Annotated in this window: 17 protein-coding genes; 9 read left to right on the forward strand and 8 right to left on the reverse strand. The window is 68.6% G+C overall.

Annotation, left to right across the window (positions count from 1 at the left end; genetic code table 11):
• Nucleotides 1–7: 7 nt before the first annotated feature.
• The 3 genes from ACUTR7_RS27795 (at nt 8) to ACUTR7_RS27805 (ending at nt 1,481) form a co-directional block, all read left to right on the forward strand.
• On the forward strand, nt 8–811 hold the full coding sequence (locus ACUTR7_RS27795) for an exodeoxyribonuclease III (protein ID WP_445610293.1): 804 nt from the start codon (nt 8–10) through the stop codon (nt 809–811).
• A 92-nt stretch (nt 812–903) separates the two neighbouring features.
• Nucleotides 904–1,152, forward strand: coding sequence for a type II toxin-antitoxin system CcdA family antitoxin (locus ACUTR7_RS27800; protein WP_043791083.1), 249 nt, complete (start codon nt 904–906; stop codon nt 1,150–1,152).
• Nucleotides 1,152–1,481 carry a CcdB family protein gene (locus ACUTR7_RS27805; protein ID WP_043791081.1) on the forward strand — a complete coding sequence of 110 codons (330 nt, stop codon included), beginning with the start codon at nt 1,152–1,154 and terminating at the stop codon, nt 1,479–1,481. The genes ACUTR7_RS27800 and ACUTR7_RS27805 overlap by 1 nt, the downstream gene beginning before the upstream one ends.
• A 70-nt stretch (nt 1,482–1,551) precedes the next feature.
• Here the strand turns inward: ACUTR7_RS27805 and ACUTR7_RS27810 are convergent, their stop codons facing one another.
• Genes ACUTR7_RS27810 through ACUTR7_RS27820 form a run of 3 tightly spaced genes read right to left on the reverse strand, consistent with a single transcriptional unit; the run spans nt 1,552 to nt 4,434 of the window.
• Nucleotides 1,552–2,976: an NAD(P)(+) transhydrogenase (Re/Si-specific) subunit beta gene (locus ACUTR7_RS27810; protein WP_012202277.1), complete on the reverse strand. Its 1,425-nt coding sequence runs from the start codon at nt 2,974–2,976 to the stop codon at nt 1,552–1,554.
• Entirely contained in the window at nt 2,973–3,308 is a 336-nt protein-coding gene (locus tag ACUTR7_RS27815; RefSeq protein ID WP_063327714.1) for an NAD(P) transhydrogenase subunit alpha, read from the reverse strand. Before ACUTR7_RS27815 ends, ACUTR7_RS27810 begins: the two co-directional genes overlap by 4 nt.
• Nucleotide 3,309: 1 nt before the next feature.
• Entirely contained in the window at nt 3,310–4,434 is a 1,125-nt protein-coding gene (locus ACUTR7_RS27820) for a Re/Si-specific NAD(P)(+) transhydrogenase subunit alpha (protein WP_373783930.1), read from the reverse strand.
• A 320-nt stretch (nt 4,435–4,754) separates the two neighbouring features.
• On the opposite strand from ACUTR7_RS27820, the gene ACUTR7_RS27825 reads away from it, so the two are divergent.
• The 3 genes from ACUTR7_RS27825 to ACUTR7_RS27835 all read left to right on the forward strand — a co-directional run bounded on the left by ACUTR7_RS27825 (nt 4,755) and on the right by ACUTR7_RS27835 (nt 7,292).
• Nucleotides 4,755–4,994 (forward strand): zinc ribbon domain-containing protein, encoded by a 240-nt coding sequence (locus ACUTR7_RS27825; protein WP_013800208.1) that lies wholly within the window; start codon nt 4,755–4,757, stop codon nt 4,992–4,994.
• 86 nt (nt 4,995–5,080) lie between these two features.
• A complete protein-coding gene (locus ACUTR7_RS27830; protein ID WP_012202273.1) occupies nt 5,081–5,719 on the forward strand; it encodes an MBL fold metallo-hydrolase in 639 nt (212 codons plus the stop codon).
• 115 nt (nt 5,720–5,834) lie between these two features.
• Nucleotides 5,835–7,292: an aldehyde dehydrogenase family protein gene (locus ACUTR7_RS27835; RefSeq protein WP_445610294.1), complete on the forward strand. Its 1,458-nt coding sequence runs from the start codon at nt 5,835–5,837 to the stop codon at nt 7,290–7,292.
• 10 nt (nt 7,293–7,302) lie between these two features.
• Here the strand turns inward: ACUTR7_RS27835 and ACUTR7_RS27840 are convergent, their stop codons facing one another.
• The 3 genes from ACUTR7_RS27840 to ACUTR7_RS27850 form a co-directional block, all read right to left on the reverse strand.
• Nucleotides 7,303–8,205 (reverse strand): M48 family metallopeptidase, encoded by a 903-nt coding sequence (locus ACUTR7_RS27840; protein WP_013800201.1) that lies wholly within the window; start codon nt 8,203–8,205, stop codon nt 7,303–7,305.
• Between the two features lie 60 nt (nt 8,206–8,265).
• Nucleotides 8,266–9,237 carry a DMT family transporter gene (locus ACUTR7_RS27845; RefSeq protein ID WP_445610295.1) on the reverse strand — a complete coding sequence of 324 codons (972 nt, stop codon included), beginning with the start codon at nt 9,235–9,237 and terminating at the stop codon, nt 8,266–8,268.
• 72 nt (nt 9,238–9,309) lie between these two features.
• Entirely contained in the window at nt 9,310–10,038 is a 729-nt protein-coding gene (locus ACUTR7_RS27850) for a helix-turn-helix domain-containing protein (RefSeq protein WP_013800199.1), read from the reverse strand.
• An 86-nt stretch (nt 10,039–10,124) separates the two neighbouring features.
• On the opposite strand from ACUTR7_RS27850, the gene ACUTR7_RS27855 reads away from it, so the two are divergent.
• The 3 genes from ACUTR7_RS27855 to ACUTR7_RS27865 all read left to right on the forward strand — a co-directional run bounded on the left by ACUTR7_RS27855 (nt 10,125) and on the right by ACUTR7_RS27865 (nt 13,592).
• The gene (locus tag ACUTR7_RS27855) at nt 10,125–11,495 is read left to right on the forward strand and encodes an AmpG family muropeptide MFS transporter (RefSeq protein WP_445610296.1); all 1,371 of its coding nucleotides are present in this window, start codon (nt 10,125–10,127) and stop codon (nt 11,493–11,495) included.
• Nucleotides 11,496–11,599: 104 nt separating this feature from the next.
• Nucleotides 11,600–12,358 carry a response regulator transcription factor gene (locus ACUTR7_RS27860; RefSeq protein ID WP_047218841.1) on the forward strand — a complete coding sequence of 253 codons (759 nt, stop codon included), beginning with the start codon at nt 11,600–11,602 and terminating at the stop codon, nt 12,356–12,358.
• A gap of 7 nt (nt 12,359–12,365) precedes the next feature.
• Nucleotides 12,366–13,592: an ATP-binding protein gene (locus tag ACUTR7_RS27865; RefSeq protein WP_012202266.1), complete on the forward strand. Its 1,227-nt coding sequence runs from the start codon at nt 12,366–12,368 to the stop codon at nt 13,590–13,592.
• A gap of 15 nt (nt 13,593–13,607) precedes the next feature.
• Here the strand turns inward: ACUTR7_RS27865 and ACUTR7_RS27870 are convergent, their stop codons facing one another.
• Both ACUTR7_RS27870 and ACUTR7_RS27875 read right to left on the reverse strand, forming a co-directional pair.
• On the reverse strand, nt 13,608–14,045 hold the full coding sequence (locus ACUTR7_RS27870; protein ID WP_239972694.1) for a hypothetical protein: 438 nt from the start codon (nt 14,043–14,045) through the stop codon (nt 13,608–13,610).
• 374 nt (nt 14,046–14,419) lie between these two features.
• The gene (locus tag ACUTR7_RS27875; RefSeq protein WP_061288649.1) at nt 14,420–15,331 is read right to left on the reverse strand and encodes a LysR family transcriptional regulator; all 912 of its coding nucleotides are present in this window, start codon (nt 15,329–15,331) and stop codon (nt 14,420–14,422) included.
• Between the last annotated feature and the right edge of the window lie 32 nt (nt 15,332–15,363).

Raw genomic sequence — 15,363 nt, forward strand, 5'->3', positions numbered from 1 at the left:
TTCATCCTTGTTCAAATTGACCAGCCTCAACCTCAACGGCATCCGCTCGGCCTCGACCAAGGGCGTCGAAGCCTGGATCGAGGCCACTGCGCCGGATTGTATTTGCGTGCAGGAAATCAAGGCCCAGGCCGCCGACATGACCGGACGCTTCGAGCTGCTGGCCGGCCTGCGCGGCTACTTCCACTACGCCGAGAAGAAGGGCTACTCGGGCGTGGGCGTCTACAGCCGCCACGAGCCCAGCGATGTCGTGGTCGGCTTCGGCTCGCACGAATTCGACGCCGAGGGCCGCTACGTGGAGGCGCGCTTCGACACGCCCGCGCGCAAGCTGTCCATCATCAGCGCCTACTTTCCCAGCGGCAGCTCGGGCGAACTGCGCCAGACGGCCAAGTTCCGCTTCCTGGCCGAAATGCACGATCACCTGATGCGCATGAAGGGCGAGCGCGAGTTCATCCTGTGCGGCGACATCAACATCGCCCACCAGCAGATCGACCTCAAGAACTGGCGCAGCAACCAGAAAAACAGCGGTTTCACGCCCGAAGAGCGCGAGTGGATGACAAAGTTGTTACACAAAACTGATCCCACGGGCGGTCTTGTGGACGTTTATCGCCTGCTCCAGCCCGACACCACGGACGCCTGCTACACATGGTGGAGCAACCGCGGCCAGGCCTATGCCAACAACGTGGGATGGCGCCTGGACTACCACCTGGCCACCCCGGCCACCGCCGCACTGGCGCGCACCGAGCACATCTACAAGGATGTGAAGTTCTCGGACCATGCGCCGGTGACCATCGGCTATGACATGAAGGTGTGAGACGTTCAAGCAGGGCCTTGGGTCGCGGCGGTTTGACTCGTCGCGCTCTCATACAGACACTTTGCGCATGATCTTTATCTGAGGGTTCCGAGATGAAATCCATTGCTGTCTCCAGCGCCAAGCGGCCAATCCATCTCACGATCAATGCAGATCTGGTGACGCAGGCCAAGGCCTATACCGACAATCTCTCGGCCACCATGGAATCCCTGCTGGCCGAATACGTTGCCAGGCAGGAGGGCGCACAGCGTGAGCGCCAACGGCTTGCCGACGCCTGCGCCAGCGACTGGAACGCGGTCAACATCGCGGTGGGTTCGTTCGCAGACGAGCACTCGACGCTCTAGTGGCGCAATTCGACGTTCATCGCAACAAGGGAGCCTTGCGCGACTCGATTCCCTACGTCGTCGTGGTCCAGTCCTCGCTGTTTGACCGCTACCGCCGTCGCGTCGTGGTTCCACTGGTTCGGCAGAATCTGCTGCCGCGCGGCACTCCAACCGTGGGTGCGAGGATGAATCCTGTGTTTGTCATTGAAGGCGTGCCGGTCGTCCTGCATGCCCTGGACATGGTTTCAGTCGCCCTGGATCAATTGGGTGAAGTGGTGGCCTCACTGGAGCATGAAGGCCAAGCCATCGCCGATGCGCTGGACGAATTGTTGACCCGGTCCGGGGGCTGACCCAAGATCGTTTTCAAGGAGGCCAGGGCTTGGGCCCTGCCCTCCTCGGACTTCAGCCCGGGCGCACGCCTCACTCCAGCGCCTTGCCCATGTCCTCCACCACCTTCTTGGCGTCGCCGAAGACCATCATGGTCTTGTCCATGTAGAACAGCTCGTTGTCCAGGCCCGCATAGCCGGCCGCCATGGAGCGCTTGTTCACGATCACCGTCTTGGCCTTGTAGGCCTCCAGGATGGGCATGCCGTAGATGGGGCTGCCCTTGACGTGCGCGGCGGGGTTCACCACGTCGTTGGCGCCCAGGATGATGGCCACGTCGGCCTGGCCGAACTCGCTGTTGATGTCCTCCATCTCGAAGACCTGGTCGTAGGGGACCTCGGCCTCGGCCAGCAGCACGTTCATGTGGCCGGGCATGCGGCCCGCCACCGGGTGGATGGCGTACTTCACCGTCACGCCCCGTTCGGTGAGCTTGTCGGCCAGCTCCTTGACCGCGTGCTGGGCACGCGCCACGGCCAGGCCGTAGCCGGGCACGATGACCACGGTCTCGGCATTGCCCAGGACGAAGGCGGCATCGTCGGCGCTGCCGCTTTTCACGTTGCGCTGCTGCTGGGAGCCTGCCGCCGCGCTGGTGGCCTCGCCGCCGAAGCCGCCCAGGATCACGCTGAAGAATGAGCGGTTCATGGCCTTGCACATGATGTAGCTCAGGATGGCGCCCGAGCTGCCCACCAGCGAACCCGCAATGATCAGCATGCTGTTGTTCAGCGAGAAGCCTATGCCCGCCGCCGCCCAGCCCGAGTAGCTGTTGAGCATGGACACGACCACCGGCATGTCCGCGCCGCCGATGGGAATGATCAGCAGCACGCCCAGCAGCAGGCCCAGGGCGATGACCAGCACGATGTCCATCCAGCTTTGGCTGTGCCAGAAGCCGAAGACGAAGAAGGCCGCTGCCAGCCCCAGCACGGCGTTGAGCGCATGCTGGCCCTTGAACTGCACGGGCGCGCCCTGGAACAGGCGGAACTTGTACTTGCCGCTGAGCTTGCCGAAGGCGATCACCGAGCCCGTGAAGGTCACGGCGCCGATGAAGGCGCCCAGCGCCAGCTCCACGCGGTTGCCGCCCGGGATGGCGCCGCCCTTGGCCGTGATGGCAAAGGCCCAGGGCTCGGCCACGGCGGCCACGGCGATGAACACCGCCGCCAGGCCGATCATGCTGTGCATGAAGGCCACCAGCTCGGGCATCTTGGTCATCTCCACGCGCTGGGCCATGACGGCACCGGCCGTGCCGCCGACCAGCAGGCCCAGCAGCACCCAGCCCAGGCCCAGGGCGTTGCCGCCGGCCAGCTGCACGATGAGCGCCGCCGTGGTCAGCACGGCGATCACCATGCCGGCCATGCCGAACAGGTTGCCGCGTATGGACGTGGTGGGATGCGACAGCCCCTTGAGCGCCTGGATGAAGCAGACGCTGGCCACCAGGTAGAGCAATGTGACGAGGTTCATGCTCATGACTGGCCCTCCGCCTTGGCGTCCTTGGCCGGAGCGCTCTTGCGCTCTTTCTTGCGGAACATCTCCAGCATGCGCCGCGTGACCAGGAAGCCGCCGAACACGTTGACCGCGGCCAGCGCCACGGCCAGCACGCCCATGGTCTTGCCCAGGCCCGTTTCCGTGAGCGCCGCCGCCAGCATGGCGCCGACGATGACGATGGCCGAGATGGCATTGGTCACCGCCATCAGCGGCGTGTGCAGCGCGGGCGTGACGGTCCAGACCACGTGGTAGCCCACGTAGATGGCCAGCACGAAGATGATGAGATGGATGATGGTGGGGGATACGGCTTCCATGTCATTTCCTCCGCTGTGCTGCGAGTTGGCCTTCATGGGCCATCAGGCACGCGGCCACGATGTCGTCCTCCATGTCCACATGCAGGGCGCCATCCTTGTTGATGATGAGCTTGAGAAAATCGAGCACATTGCGTGCATAAAGGGCCGAAGCATCGGCCGCCACCATGGCGGGCAGGTTGGTCAGTCCCACGATGGTCACGCCATGCGTGACCACGGTCATGCCGGCCTGGGTCAGCGGGCAGTTGCCGCCGCGCTCTGCCGCCAGGTCCACGATGACGGCGCCGGGCTTCATGGCCTGCACCATCTCGGCCGTGACCAGCACGGGAGCGGGCCGGCCCGGGATCAGCGCCGTGGTGATGACCACGTCAGCCTGGGCCACGCGCTTGGCCACCTCGGCCTTCTGGCGGTCCAGCCAGCTTTGCGGCATGGGGCGCGCGTAGCCGCCCACGCCTTCGGCGGCCTCCTTTTCCTCGGCGGTCTCGTAGGGCACGTCGATGAACTTGCCACCCAGGGATTCGACCTGCTCACGCACGCTGGGCCGCACATCGCTGGCCTCGATCACGGCGCCCAGGCGCTTGGCCGTGGCAATGGCCTGCAGGCCGGCCACGCCCACGCCCAGCACCACGACGCGCGCGGCCTTCACCGTGCCCGCCGCCGTCATCAGCATGGGAAAGAAGCGCTGGTACTGGTTGGCCGCAATCATCACGGCCTTGTAGCCGGCGATATTGGCCTGGCTGGACAGCACGTCCATGCTCTGCGCACGCGTGGTGCGCGGAGCCGCCTCCAGCGCATAGGCCGTCACTCCCGCATCGGCCAGGCGCTGCAGGCCTGCGGGCTGGAACGGGTCCAGCATGCCGACCAGCGTTGCGCCCTTGCGGATGCCGGGCAACTCGTCCTCCGAAGGGATACGGACCTTGAGCACCAGGTCGGCGCCCAGGGCGCCTGCCACATCGACGATCTCCGCGCCCGCTGCCTCGTACAAGGCATCGGGCACGCTGGCCGCCACTCCCGCCCCCGCCTGCACGCGCAGCACATGGCCTTGCGCACGCAGCTTCTTGACGGTCTCGGGGGTCGCAGCCACCCGGGTTTCTCCTGCCATGGTCTCGGCAGGCACGCCAATCAACATACCGGTTCTCCCTCGCGTGATGCCGGTACCCGCCCTGCATTGCGCAGGTGGCGGCCCGGCCCATCCTCGAAAAAATCCTTGCGTGCCTGCATCGGGGGCAGGCTGGCTTGGCGGCACGGCTAGCTTGTAACACGGCGGCGTTGCCGCAGCCACGGGGTCTGCCCGCGAGGCTGTCTCCTGTCCGTCACAGGACCTGGATTGCCACGAGATGACAGCCACATTAAATGATCGCCATCCACGGCCCGGCGGACCGCTGCCGTGTCCCAATGCGCCTTTGAACGACTGCAGCGGCGCATCCGCGCAGTGCGAAGGAATACACCATGGGACTCTTGCAAAGACTGTTCGGAAATCATTCGCGCGGCGGCCACCACGGGGGCGGCGCATACCGTGCCGCAGCCGTGGCGGCGGTCTGCCCCGGCTGCCGTGCATCCATTGCCGCCAGCTCGCGCTTTTGCCCGCAGTGTGGCGGCGCGGTGCTGCCGCAGGCCTGCAGGAACTGCAACGCCAGCCATCCGGCCGGCGCGCGGTTCTGCGGGCAATGCGGCCAGCCGACCACCTGACGGTGCAAGCGGGGGCGGCCCTGCGCTGCCATCAGGGGAAGGAGCGGGAATAATGGGCGCTTTCGCCAGAAGCACCCACGCCGCCCATGCTCCAGTACCACACCATCCCCGTCACCGCCTTCCAGCAGAACTGCTCGCTGGTCTGGTGCGACCAGACCATGGAAGCCGCCGTCATCGATCCGGGCGGCGACCTGGAGCAGATCGGCTGGGAGATTGAGCGCCTGGGCCTGGCGCTCAAGGCCATCTGGCTCACGCACGCCCACATAGACCACGCGGGCGGCACGCGCGAGCTGGCCGATGCACAGCAGTTGCCTATCATCGGCCCCCATCCCGGCGACCAGTTCTGGATCGATGCGTTGCCCCAGCAGGGCGCCATGTTCGGCTTCCCGCATTCGGACCCCTTCACGCCCACGCGCTGGCTGCACGATGGCGACACGGTGAGCATCGGCCAGGAGACGCTGCAGGTGCGCCACTGCCCCGGCCATACGCCCGGCCATGTGGTGTTCCATGCGCCGCAGATCGACCGCGCCTTCGTGGGCGACGTGCTGTTCGCGGGCAGCATAGGCCGCACCGACTTTCCCCAGGGCAACCACCAGCAGCTGATCGACAGCATCGTCCAGCGCCTGTGGCCCATGGGCGACCAGACCGTGTTCATCCCGGGCCACGGCCCCGAAAGCAGCTTCGGCCGCGAGCGCAAGAGCAACCCCTACGTGGGCGGGACCTGAGCCGTACGGGAGTCCCCTACAGGACTCCGCGCGCCTGCGCCCATCGGGCATCATGCCCGGCACAGCCGGCGGCGCCCCCGGACCGCCTCCCATTCCAACTAACGGAGACAGCTTCATGAGCACGCAAGAGCACCTGCAGTTCTATATCGACGGCCAATGGGTTCCCCCGGCGGTGCCGCGCACGCTGGATGTGATCAATCCGTCCACCGAGGAGGTGGCGGCCCGCATCAGCATGGGCTCGGCCGCCGATGTCGATGCAGCCGTGGCCGCCGCACGCCGCGCGTTCGACGGCTTCTCGCAGACCACGCGCGACGAGCGGCTGGCCCTGCTGGACAAGGTGCTGGCGGTCTACATGCGCCGCATCGACGAGGTGGCGCAGACCATCTCGCTGGAGATGGGCGCGCCGCTGTGGCTGTCGCGCGCGGCCCAGGCCACCGTGGGCGCAGGGCACCTGAAGCAGACCCTGCAGGTGCTCAGGGACTTCGAGTTCGAGAGCGTGCGCGGCACCACCGGCATCGTGCATGAGCCCGTGGGCGTGGTGGGCATGATCACGCCCTGGAACTGGCCCATCAACCAGATCATGTGCAAGGTGGCACCGGCCCTGGCGGCGGGCTGCACCATGGTGCTCAAGCCCTCGGAGATCGCGCCGCTCAACGCCATCCTGGTGGCCGAGATCCTGCACGAAGCGGGCGTGCCGGCCGGCGTGTTCAACCTGGTCAACGGCGACGGCCCCTCGGTGGGCGAGGCCATGTCCGTGCACCCCGGCATCGACATGATGACCTTCACGGGCTCCACGCGCGCGGGCATTGCCGTGGCCAAGGCATCGGCCGATACCGTCAAGCGCGTGACGCAGGAGCTGGGCGGCAAGTCGGCCAACATCGTGCTGGACGATGCCGACATCGAAAAGGCCGTGGCCCAGGGCGTGAACGCCTGCTTCACCAATTCGGGCCAGAGCTGCAACGCGCCCACGCGCATGTTCGTGCCGCGCGCCCTGCATGCGCGCGCCGTGGCGGCCGCCAAGGCCGCTGCCGAGGGCATGAAGGTGGGCGATGCACTGGCCGACACCGGCACCATGCACATGGGCCCCGTGGTCAGCGAGGCGCAGTTCCGCAAGATCCAGGGCCTGATCGAGGCCGGCATCGCCGAAGGCGCCACCCTGGTGGCCGGCGGCACGGGCCGCCCCGAGGGCCTTGCGCGCGGCTACTTCGTGCGGCCCACGGTGTTTGCCGACGTGCGCAACGACATGACCATTGCGCGCGAGGAAATCTTCGGCCCCGTGCTGGTCATCCTGCCCTACGACACGGAGGAAGAAGCCATCGCCCAGGCCAACGACACGCCCTACGGCCTGTCGGGCTATGTGCAGTCAGGCAGCCTGGAGCGCGCACGCCGCGTGGCATCGCGCCTGCGCACCGGCATGGTCCACCTCAACGGTGCAGGACCGGACTTCGGCGCGCCGTTCGGCGGCTACAAGCAGTCAGGCACGGGCCGGGAATGGGGCGAGCATGGCTTCAAGGAATACCTTGAAGTGAAAGCCGTGATGGGCTATCAACCAAAGCAAAAAGCCGCCGCCTGAAGGCGGCTGCCTACCCGCGCCGTGCGGCCTCGTAGAGGCCTTCCACGCGCGGGATGTTGCGCTCCAGCTCGCGGATGCGCTCGGGACCTGCGGGGTGGGTGGACAGGAATTCCAGGCCGCCACGGTCGCCCGTGGCCTGGCCCATCTTGCGCCACAGCGAGACCGAGGCCTGGGGGTTGTAGCCGGCGCGCGCAGCCAGTTCCAGGCCCACGAGGTCGGCCTCGCTCTCGTCGCCCCGGCTGAATTTCAGCGACAGCAGCTGGCCGCCCAGGCGGGCCGCCGCATTGCCCAGGTCGCCCAGGCCCAGCAATTGGGCGCCCAGCGAGATGCCGATGCTGGTGGCCTGGTTCTTGGCCAGCTGCTCGCGCGAGTGCTCGCGCAGCGCATGGGCCATTTCGTGACCCATGATCATGGCGATCTCGTCGTCGGTGAGCTGCAGTTGCTCGATGATGCCGGTGTAGAAGGCGATTTTGCCGCCCGGCATGCAAAAGGCATTGATCTCCTTGCTGCCGATCAGATTCACCTCCCAGCGCCAGGCATTGGCGCGCGGGTTCCATTGGGCGGTGTAAGGGATCAGCCGCCGGGCAATGGCGCGCAGCCGCTGCAGCTGCGGGTTGCTGTCGCCGGCCAGCGCGCCCTGGGCGCGGGCCTTGGCCAGCAGTTGCTGGTACTGGTCGGTGGCGGCGCCTTCCAGCGTCTCGGCCGGCACCAGCTTGCGCAGGCCCGAGGCACCGCCTACCTGCACCTGTGCCGCCACCGGCGCCGTGGCCAGGCCCATGGCCGCCGCGCTGCCGGCCAGCAGAAAACCGCGACGCGCGCGCCAGGGCGCGCAGGCACAGCCCCAGGCGGACGGGGCACAGGGTTCGGAGGAGAGATGGGATGGCTGCTGCATGCCGCCAAGTCTAGCGGCCATGCATGCCTGAAACATGCGGAGAACAGCGCATCGTGAAGAGCGGCGCCGGCCTACAAAGAGTTACGCCATCTGCGCGGCCATCACGGCCCGCTGCGCCCGCATCTCGGCGCCGATCACCAGCATCAGCCCGGCCAGCACGGCCAGCAGCCCCAGCCACGATTGCAGCGGCTGCCGCTCGCCCACGACCCACACCGCCAGCACGAAGGCCGCCACGGGCTCGATCAGGCTCAGCGTCACGCCCGTGGGGCCGGAGATGCTGCGCAGCCCGATGGAAAACAGCATGTGCGCCAGGCCCGACACCACCACGCCCAGGTAGACCACCACCAGCACGGCCGCCAGGCTCCACTGCGGCAGGCCGCTTTGCAGCAGCGCAATCGGCACCGCCATGCAGGCCGCCCCGGTGAAGACATAGAAATTCACCACGCGCGGCGACATGTGGGTGACCAGGCGCTTGTTGATCAGCGCATAGCCCGCGTACGACAGCCCCGCCAGCAGGCACAGGGCCAGGCCGCTCCAGGACAGCGTGGCGCCGCCCCGGGCCATCACCATGGCCGCACCTCCCGCCACGCTCACCAGCGTGCCGGCCCACCACAGGGCCGACAGGGGCGCGCGCAGCACCAGCGCCTGCATCAGCCCGGCCCAGATGGGGCCGCTGCCAATGGCCACGGCCGTGCCCACGGCCACGCCCGTGAGCGTCACGCCCTCGTAGAAAAAGATGCTGTAGCCGCCGATTCCCATGGAAGCCAGCACGAACCAGGCCGGGCGCAGTCCCAGGTGCACCGGGTTGGGCAGCAGCGGCTGGACGGGCGCCACGCCCTGCCCGGCCCGCCCGCGCAGCCTCCAATGGGAAACCGCCAGCAGCGCCCCCAGAAACAGGCTGGAGACGGCCAGCTGCGCGGCGCCCACCCAGAACGGCGACAGCCCGCCTGCGCCCAGGCTTTGCGCCGTGCCCGTCGTGCCCCAGAGCACGGCGGCCACCGAAACGAAGGCGATGCCGACGGCGGAGGAAGAGGCGGAAGAATTGCGAACCATGGCGCCATGTTGCGCCCGGAGCGGCCGGGCATTTGTCGAGAAACGCTCGTAGTCCGGAGGACTGTGAACGGGCTAGCCGCGCAGCTGCCGCGCCGTCACGCCCCGGTCGCGCCGCAGCGCATAGGCCAGCGCACTGGCCGAGGCATAGCCGCAGCGCAGCGCCGTGGCCTCCAGGGGCAGGCCCCGCGCCAGCCCGCGCTCGGCCGCATCCAGGCGCAGGCCGCGCAGCCAGGCCTGGGGCGGCTGGCCCGCCAGCTCCACGAAGCGCGCGTGAAAGCGCTGGGCGCTCATATGGCACAGGGCGGCCAGCCGGGCCGTGGGCCAGTCCTCGTGCAGTGCGGCCTGCACCTGCGCGGCCAGCCCTTGCAGGTCCAGCCCCCGGCGCGCCAGCAGGCCGGGCGCCTGCAGCACCTGGGCCAGCTGCTCGGCGGCCGGGCCTTCCGACTCCCGGCCGCGCAGGGCGGGCGGCACGGAAAAGCGCCGCATCCGGTCCAGCCCCGGGCCGCTGGGCGCATCGATGACGAAAACGCGCGAGCGCGGCGCTGCCAGGTAGCCGTGGTCCACGCCGGCGGGGATGAGCATGCCGCTGACGGCGTCCACAAAGGCGCTGCGCCCGCCCACCTCCAGCTCCATGCGGCCCTGCAGGGCATAGAGGATCTGCGCATGGCCGTGGGCGTGGGCCTGGTGCTCGCCGCTGTAGCTGCGCACCGAGCTGTGCGGCGCGAAGGCGGTATCGGTGGCATCGGCCGCGCCGTCTTGCGCGGCGGCATCGCTGTGGAGGGAAGAGAGGGTGTAGGCCATGGCGGCATCCTGTGCCCGCGATGGTAGCGCGCGCCAGTCCGCACCACCATGGGCCCGATAATGGCCGCAGCCTGCCGCAGCACAACATGACCGAGCCGTCCACCACAACCCCCTCCGCCCCCTCCACCGCCGCCGAAACGCCCCGCCGCAGCTGGGGCCAGACCCTGCGCGTCTATGCCGAGCCGGCCAGCCTGCGCATGCTGGCCCTGGGTTTTTCGGCAGGCCTGCCGCTGCTGCTGGTGCTGGGCACGCTGTCGTTCTGGCTGCGCGAGGCCGGCGTGGACCGCACCACCATCGGCTACCTGAGCTGGGTGGGCCTGGCCTATGCCTTCAAGTGGGTCTGGTCGCCGCTGGTGGACCGCATGCCGCTGCCGCTGCTCACGCGCTGGCTGGGGCGGCGGCGCGGCTGGCTGCTGTTCGCGCAGATGCTCATCGTCGCCGGGCTGTGCGGCATGGCGTTCAATGATCCGCGCGTCTCGCTCACGCCGCTGGTGTGGTGCGCGCTGGCCGTGGCCTTCGGCTCGGCCACGCAGGACATTGCGCTGGATGCCTACCGCATCGAATCTGCCGACACCGATCGCCAGGCCGCGCTGGCCGCCACCTACCAGACCGGCTACCGGCTGGCCATGATCTGGGCCGGCGCCGGCGTGCTGTGGCTGGCCGCCCGCGCCGAGGTGGCGGGCACGGCGGGCTACCAGAGCGGCGCCTGGCAGGTGGCCTACCTGGCCATGGCTGCCTCCATGGCCGTGGGCATGCTGACCGTGCTGCTCTCGCCGGAACCGGTGCCACGCCCGCTGGCGCCTGCCCGCAACGCGGCCGAGTGGCTGCGTGGCGCGCTGGTCGAGCCCTTCGCCGACTTCCTGGGCCGCTACCGCTGGCAGGCGCTGCTGGTGCTGGGCCTGATCGCCATCTACCGCATCAGCGACGTGGTCATGGGCATCATGGCCAACCCCTTCTACGTGGACATGGGCTTCACCAAGGACGAAGTGGCCGCCGTGACCAAGGTGTACGGCGTGATCATGACGCTGGCGGGCGCCTTCCTGGGCGGGGCGCTGGCCATGCGCTGGGGCGTGATGCGCGTGCTGATGCTGGGCGCCGCGCTGTCGGCCGCCACCAACCTGCTGTTCGCCTGGCTGGCCACACGCGGCCATGACGTGAATGCGCTGGTCTGGGTGGTGAGCGCGGACAACCTGGCCGGCGGCATCGCCTCGGCGGCCTTCATCGCCTACCTGTCGGGGCTGACCAATGTGCAGTACTCGGCCACGCAGTACGCGCTGTTCAGCTCCATGATGCTGCTGGCGCCCAAATGGCTGGCCGGCTTCTCGGGCGCCTTTGTCGATGCGCATGGCTACGTGAGCTTCTTCCAGGCCACGGCCCTGCTGGGCCTGCCCGTGCTGGTGCTGATCGCGCTGGCCTCGCGCGTGCATGCGGTGCGGCCCGCGCAACGCGGCAGTTGAGCGGCTGGCCGCAGGCTGCGCTGTTTTACCGAACTTTACGCAAGCGACAAGCACGGCTGACGGGGCGCTGCGAGCATCGTCGCAATACGACGCCAGGCCCCAGCATGAATACACTGCCCTCCATGAGTACGCACCATCTTCTGATGATCGAAGACGACACCCGCCTCGCGCAGATGGTGGGTGACTACCTGGGCAACAACGGCCTGCAGGTCACGCACATGGGCGATGCCCGCAGCGGCCTGGAGCAGCTGCAGCCCGCCGACGGCGTGGCCGGCGCCGACCTGCCCGACCTCGTCATCCTCGACCTCATGCTGCCCGACATGGACGGCCTGGAGGTCTGCCGGCGCATCCGCGCCCTGCCCGGCCCCGCAGCCCAGGTGCCGGTGCTGATGCTCACGGCCAAGGGCGATCCCATGGACCGCATCATCGGCCTGGAGATCGGCGCCGACGACTACCTGCCCAAGCCCTTCGAGCCGCGCGAGCTGCTGGCGCGCATCCGCGCCATCCTGCGCCGGCGCGGCGGCGGCGAGGGCACAGCCAACGCCCAGGTGACCACGGCGCTGCGCTTCGGCAGCCTGGAGATCGACCGCGACGCGCGCAGCGTCACCGTGGCGGGCCAGCCCTGCGAGCTGACCTCCTACCAGTTCGACCTGCTGGTCACGCTGGCCGAGCGCGCGGGCCGCGTGCTCACGCGCGACCAGATCATGGAGGCCGTGCGAGGCCGCGAGCTGGAGGCCTTCGACCGCTCCATCGACGTGCACATGGGCCGCATCCGCGCCGCCATCGAGGCCGACCCCAAGGCGCCCAAGCGCATCCTGACCGTGCGCGGCGTGGGCTACGTCTTCGCCAAGCAACAAGACTGACCGCTGCATGAAGCTGCTGTCCCTCTTCTCCCAGCGCCTGTACCTGCGCATCTGGTTGGCCGTGGTCGGCGGCGTGGCCGTGCTCACGCTGACGGTGGCATGGGCCTGGCAGATCGCGGCCGAGCAGAACGCGCAGAACGTGCAAAGCGCCAGCTCGCCGCCCTCGCGCGACGTGGCCATGCGCGACGGCCAGGGCAACGTGATCGCCCAGGGCCGTGCACGGCGCCTGCCCGGCTCGCCCGAGGAGGGGCTGCGCTTCGAGATCGAGGGCACGGACGGCCAGACCTACATGCTGCACATGGCGCCGCGCCCGCCGCGCGGCGACCGCCCGCCGCACGACGGCGCCGCCGCCTTCTGGCTGCGCCCGCCCTTCGGCTTTCTGTGGCTGCTGGGCCTGGTGGGCGTGGCCGTGGCCGTGGGCGTGTTCCCCATCATCCGCCGCCTGCTCAAGCGGCTGGAGAACCTGCAGCGCGGCGTCAAGCGCTTTGGCGAGGGCGACCTGTCGGTGCGCGTGCCCGAGCACGGCAGCGACGAGGTGGCCGACCTGGCCCACCAGTTCAACGCCGCCGCCGCGCGCATCGAGACCCTGGTGACCTCGCACAAATCGCTGCTGGCCAATGCCTCGCACGAGCTGCGCTCGCCGCTGACGCGCATCCGCATGGGCCTGGAATTCATGGGCGACGACCCGGCCAGCGCCCGCGCGCGCGCCGAGATCCAGCGCAACATCAGCGAGCTGGACCAGCTGGTGGACGAGATCCTGCTGGCCAGCCGGCTGGAGACCTATGAGGGCGACGTGGGCACGATCGAGCCCGTGGACCTGATCGGCCTGGCCGCCGAGGAATGCGCACGCGTGGATGCCGACCTGGACCTGCAGTCCACCGACGCGCTGGAAGTGCCCGGCATCTCCAAGCTGCTGCGCCGTGCCGTGCGCAACCTGCTGGAGAACGCGCGCCGCTACAGCCAGGGCGCCATCACGCTGGAGTTGGCACGCCAGGACGCCATGGCCGAGATCCGCGTCTGCGACCATGGCCCCGGCGTGGCGCCGGCCCACCGCGAGCGCATCTTCGAGAAGTTCTTCCGCCTGCCCGGCGCCAGCGAGCGCTCGGGCGGCGTGGGCCTGGGCCTGGCCCTGGTGCGCTCCATCGCCCAGCGCCACGGCGGCAGCGTGCACTGCGAAGGCCGTGCCGACGGCCAGCCGGGCGCCTGCTTCGTGCTGCGGCTGCCGCTGGCCTGAGCTGCCGCCTGCGGCTCAGCCGCGCCGGTGCTGCCACTCCACACGTTCCACAAGATCCCTGAGCAGGTCGAAATGCCAGCGGGTGCGCTTGAGCAGGCGGCCGTAGCGCGAGCGGGGAAAGCGGTAGGCGCCATCGGCCAGTTCGATGGCGCAGGACGCCAGGTGCCACTGCTGCTCGAACGCCTGGTGGCTGTCCGGCGGGTCGGCGCGCATGCGGCGTATGTGCGCCAGCGCCAGCTCCACCGCGCATTCCACGTCGAACTGGCGGGCCTTGCGGTCGGGCTTTTTGCCACAGACCTCGGCCAGGGTGACCAGCCTCCCCTCGATGACGACCAGACAGACATGCATGGCCTGCCACGCGCTGGGCCAGTCGGAAGGCTTTGCGGCTTGCGACCGCTTGGGCAACGGCTGCGCCTGCACTGCCGCGCCGGCAGTGTTTTTGCGGGATGTCATGGGGTCAGCCCTCCTGGTAGAGAAGAGGGCTGGAAGGGGCAAGCGCAGCGCTGGGGCTGGCAAGGATGGGGAGGGTCATGGTCTGTTTTCCTACGAGATCACAGAAAACCACCGGTTGAGTTTCTACGCACAACAGGTGGGCGTGGTGGTTAGAAACACGTCCGTAGCCGTGCGGGCGTCCTTGCGGATAGCCCCCACCACGCCCGAAACCATGCGGACAGGCGCAAGCAAATGCGCCAATCCGACGAGATAAGGCATGACAAAGCCCCGCTTTAAGGTGGGGGCTGCAACCTCACGGAAGGTGTTTCTACGCACCGGGCCTTTCGGCTTGCGGCCAGTTTAACGGGGGCGGGGCGGGCCGGCCAGCCGCACCCTCAATCCCGGCCCAGGTGCTCGCACAGGAAGTCGATGAACACGCGGGTCTTGCGCGGCAGGTGGCTGCTGTCGGGAAAGACCACGCTGATGGGCTGGGGCGGCAGGGCGTGGTCCGGCAGCACGCGCTGCAGCACGCCGCCGGCCAGGTCGTCCTCCACAAACCACGCAGGCAGCACGGCCACGCCCAGCGAGGACCGGGCCAGGGCGCGGATGGCGGTGGAGGAGTTGGATTGGTGGGCCGCCCGGCCCACCACGTCCACGCCCTGGCCGCCGGCAGTGCGCAGCGTCCAGGCCGTGGGATGGGCGAGGTTGCTGTTGGCAATCCAGGGCAGGTCTGCCAGGTCTTCGGGCCTGCGCACGGGATGGCTGCGCAGGAAGGCGGCCGAGGCCACCAGCACGATGTCGTAGCCGGCCAGCCTGCGGCTTTTGAAGCTGGAGTCCGCCAGGTGGCCCAGGCGCACGACCAGGTCCAGCTTTTCGGCCACCAGGTCGCTCAGCGAAGAGTTGACGTCATAGGCCACCGAGATGCCCGGGTAGCGCTCCAGGAAGGCCGGGATCAGCGGAAGAATGTACTTCTCCCCGTATTCGCTGGTGGTGCTGATGCGCAGCCGGCCCGCGATGCGGTTGCCGCTGTGCATGGCGTTGTCGAAGGCGCTGCCCACGTCGCGGACGATGCCCTTGAACTCGTCGTAGAACTCCCGCCCGGTTTCCGTCAGGGCGATGCTGCGGGTGTTGCGCACCAGCAGGGCCACCGACAGCGCCTCTTCCAGCGATTTCACGTGCAGGCTGGCCATGGCCTTGCTGATGCCCAGAAAGTCCGCCGCCCTGGTGTAGGAGCCGAAATCCACCACGGCCAGAAACGTCTGCGCGCGGTGCAGCAGCGTGTGCATGGCCGTGCTTGTGGGGGTCATTGTTCAATCCAGTCAAACAAAGAGTCCAGCAT

It is taken from the genome of Delftia sp. NA_296.1 (genome assembly GCF_052692095.1).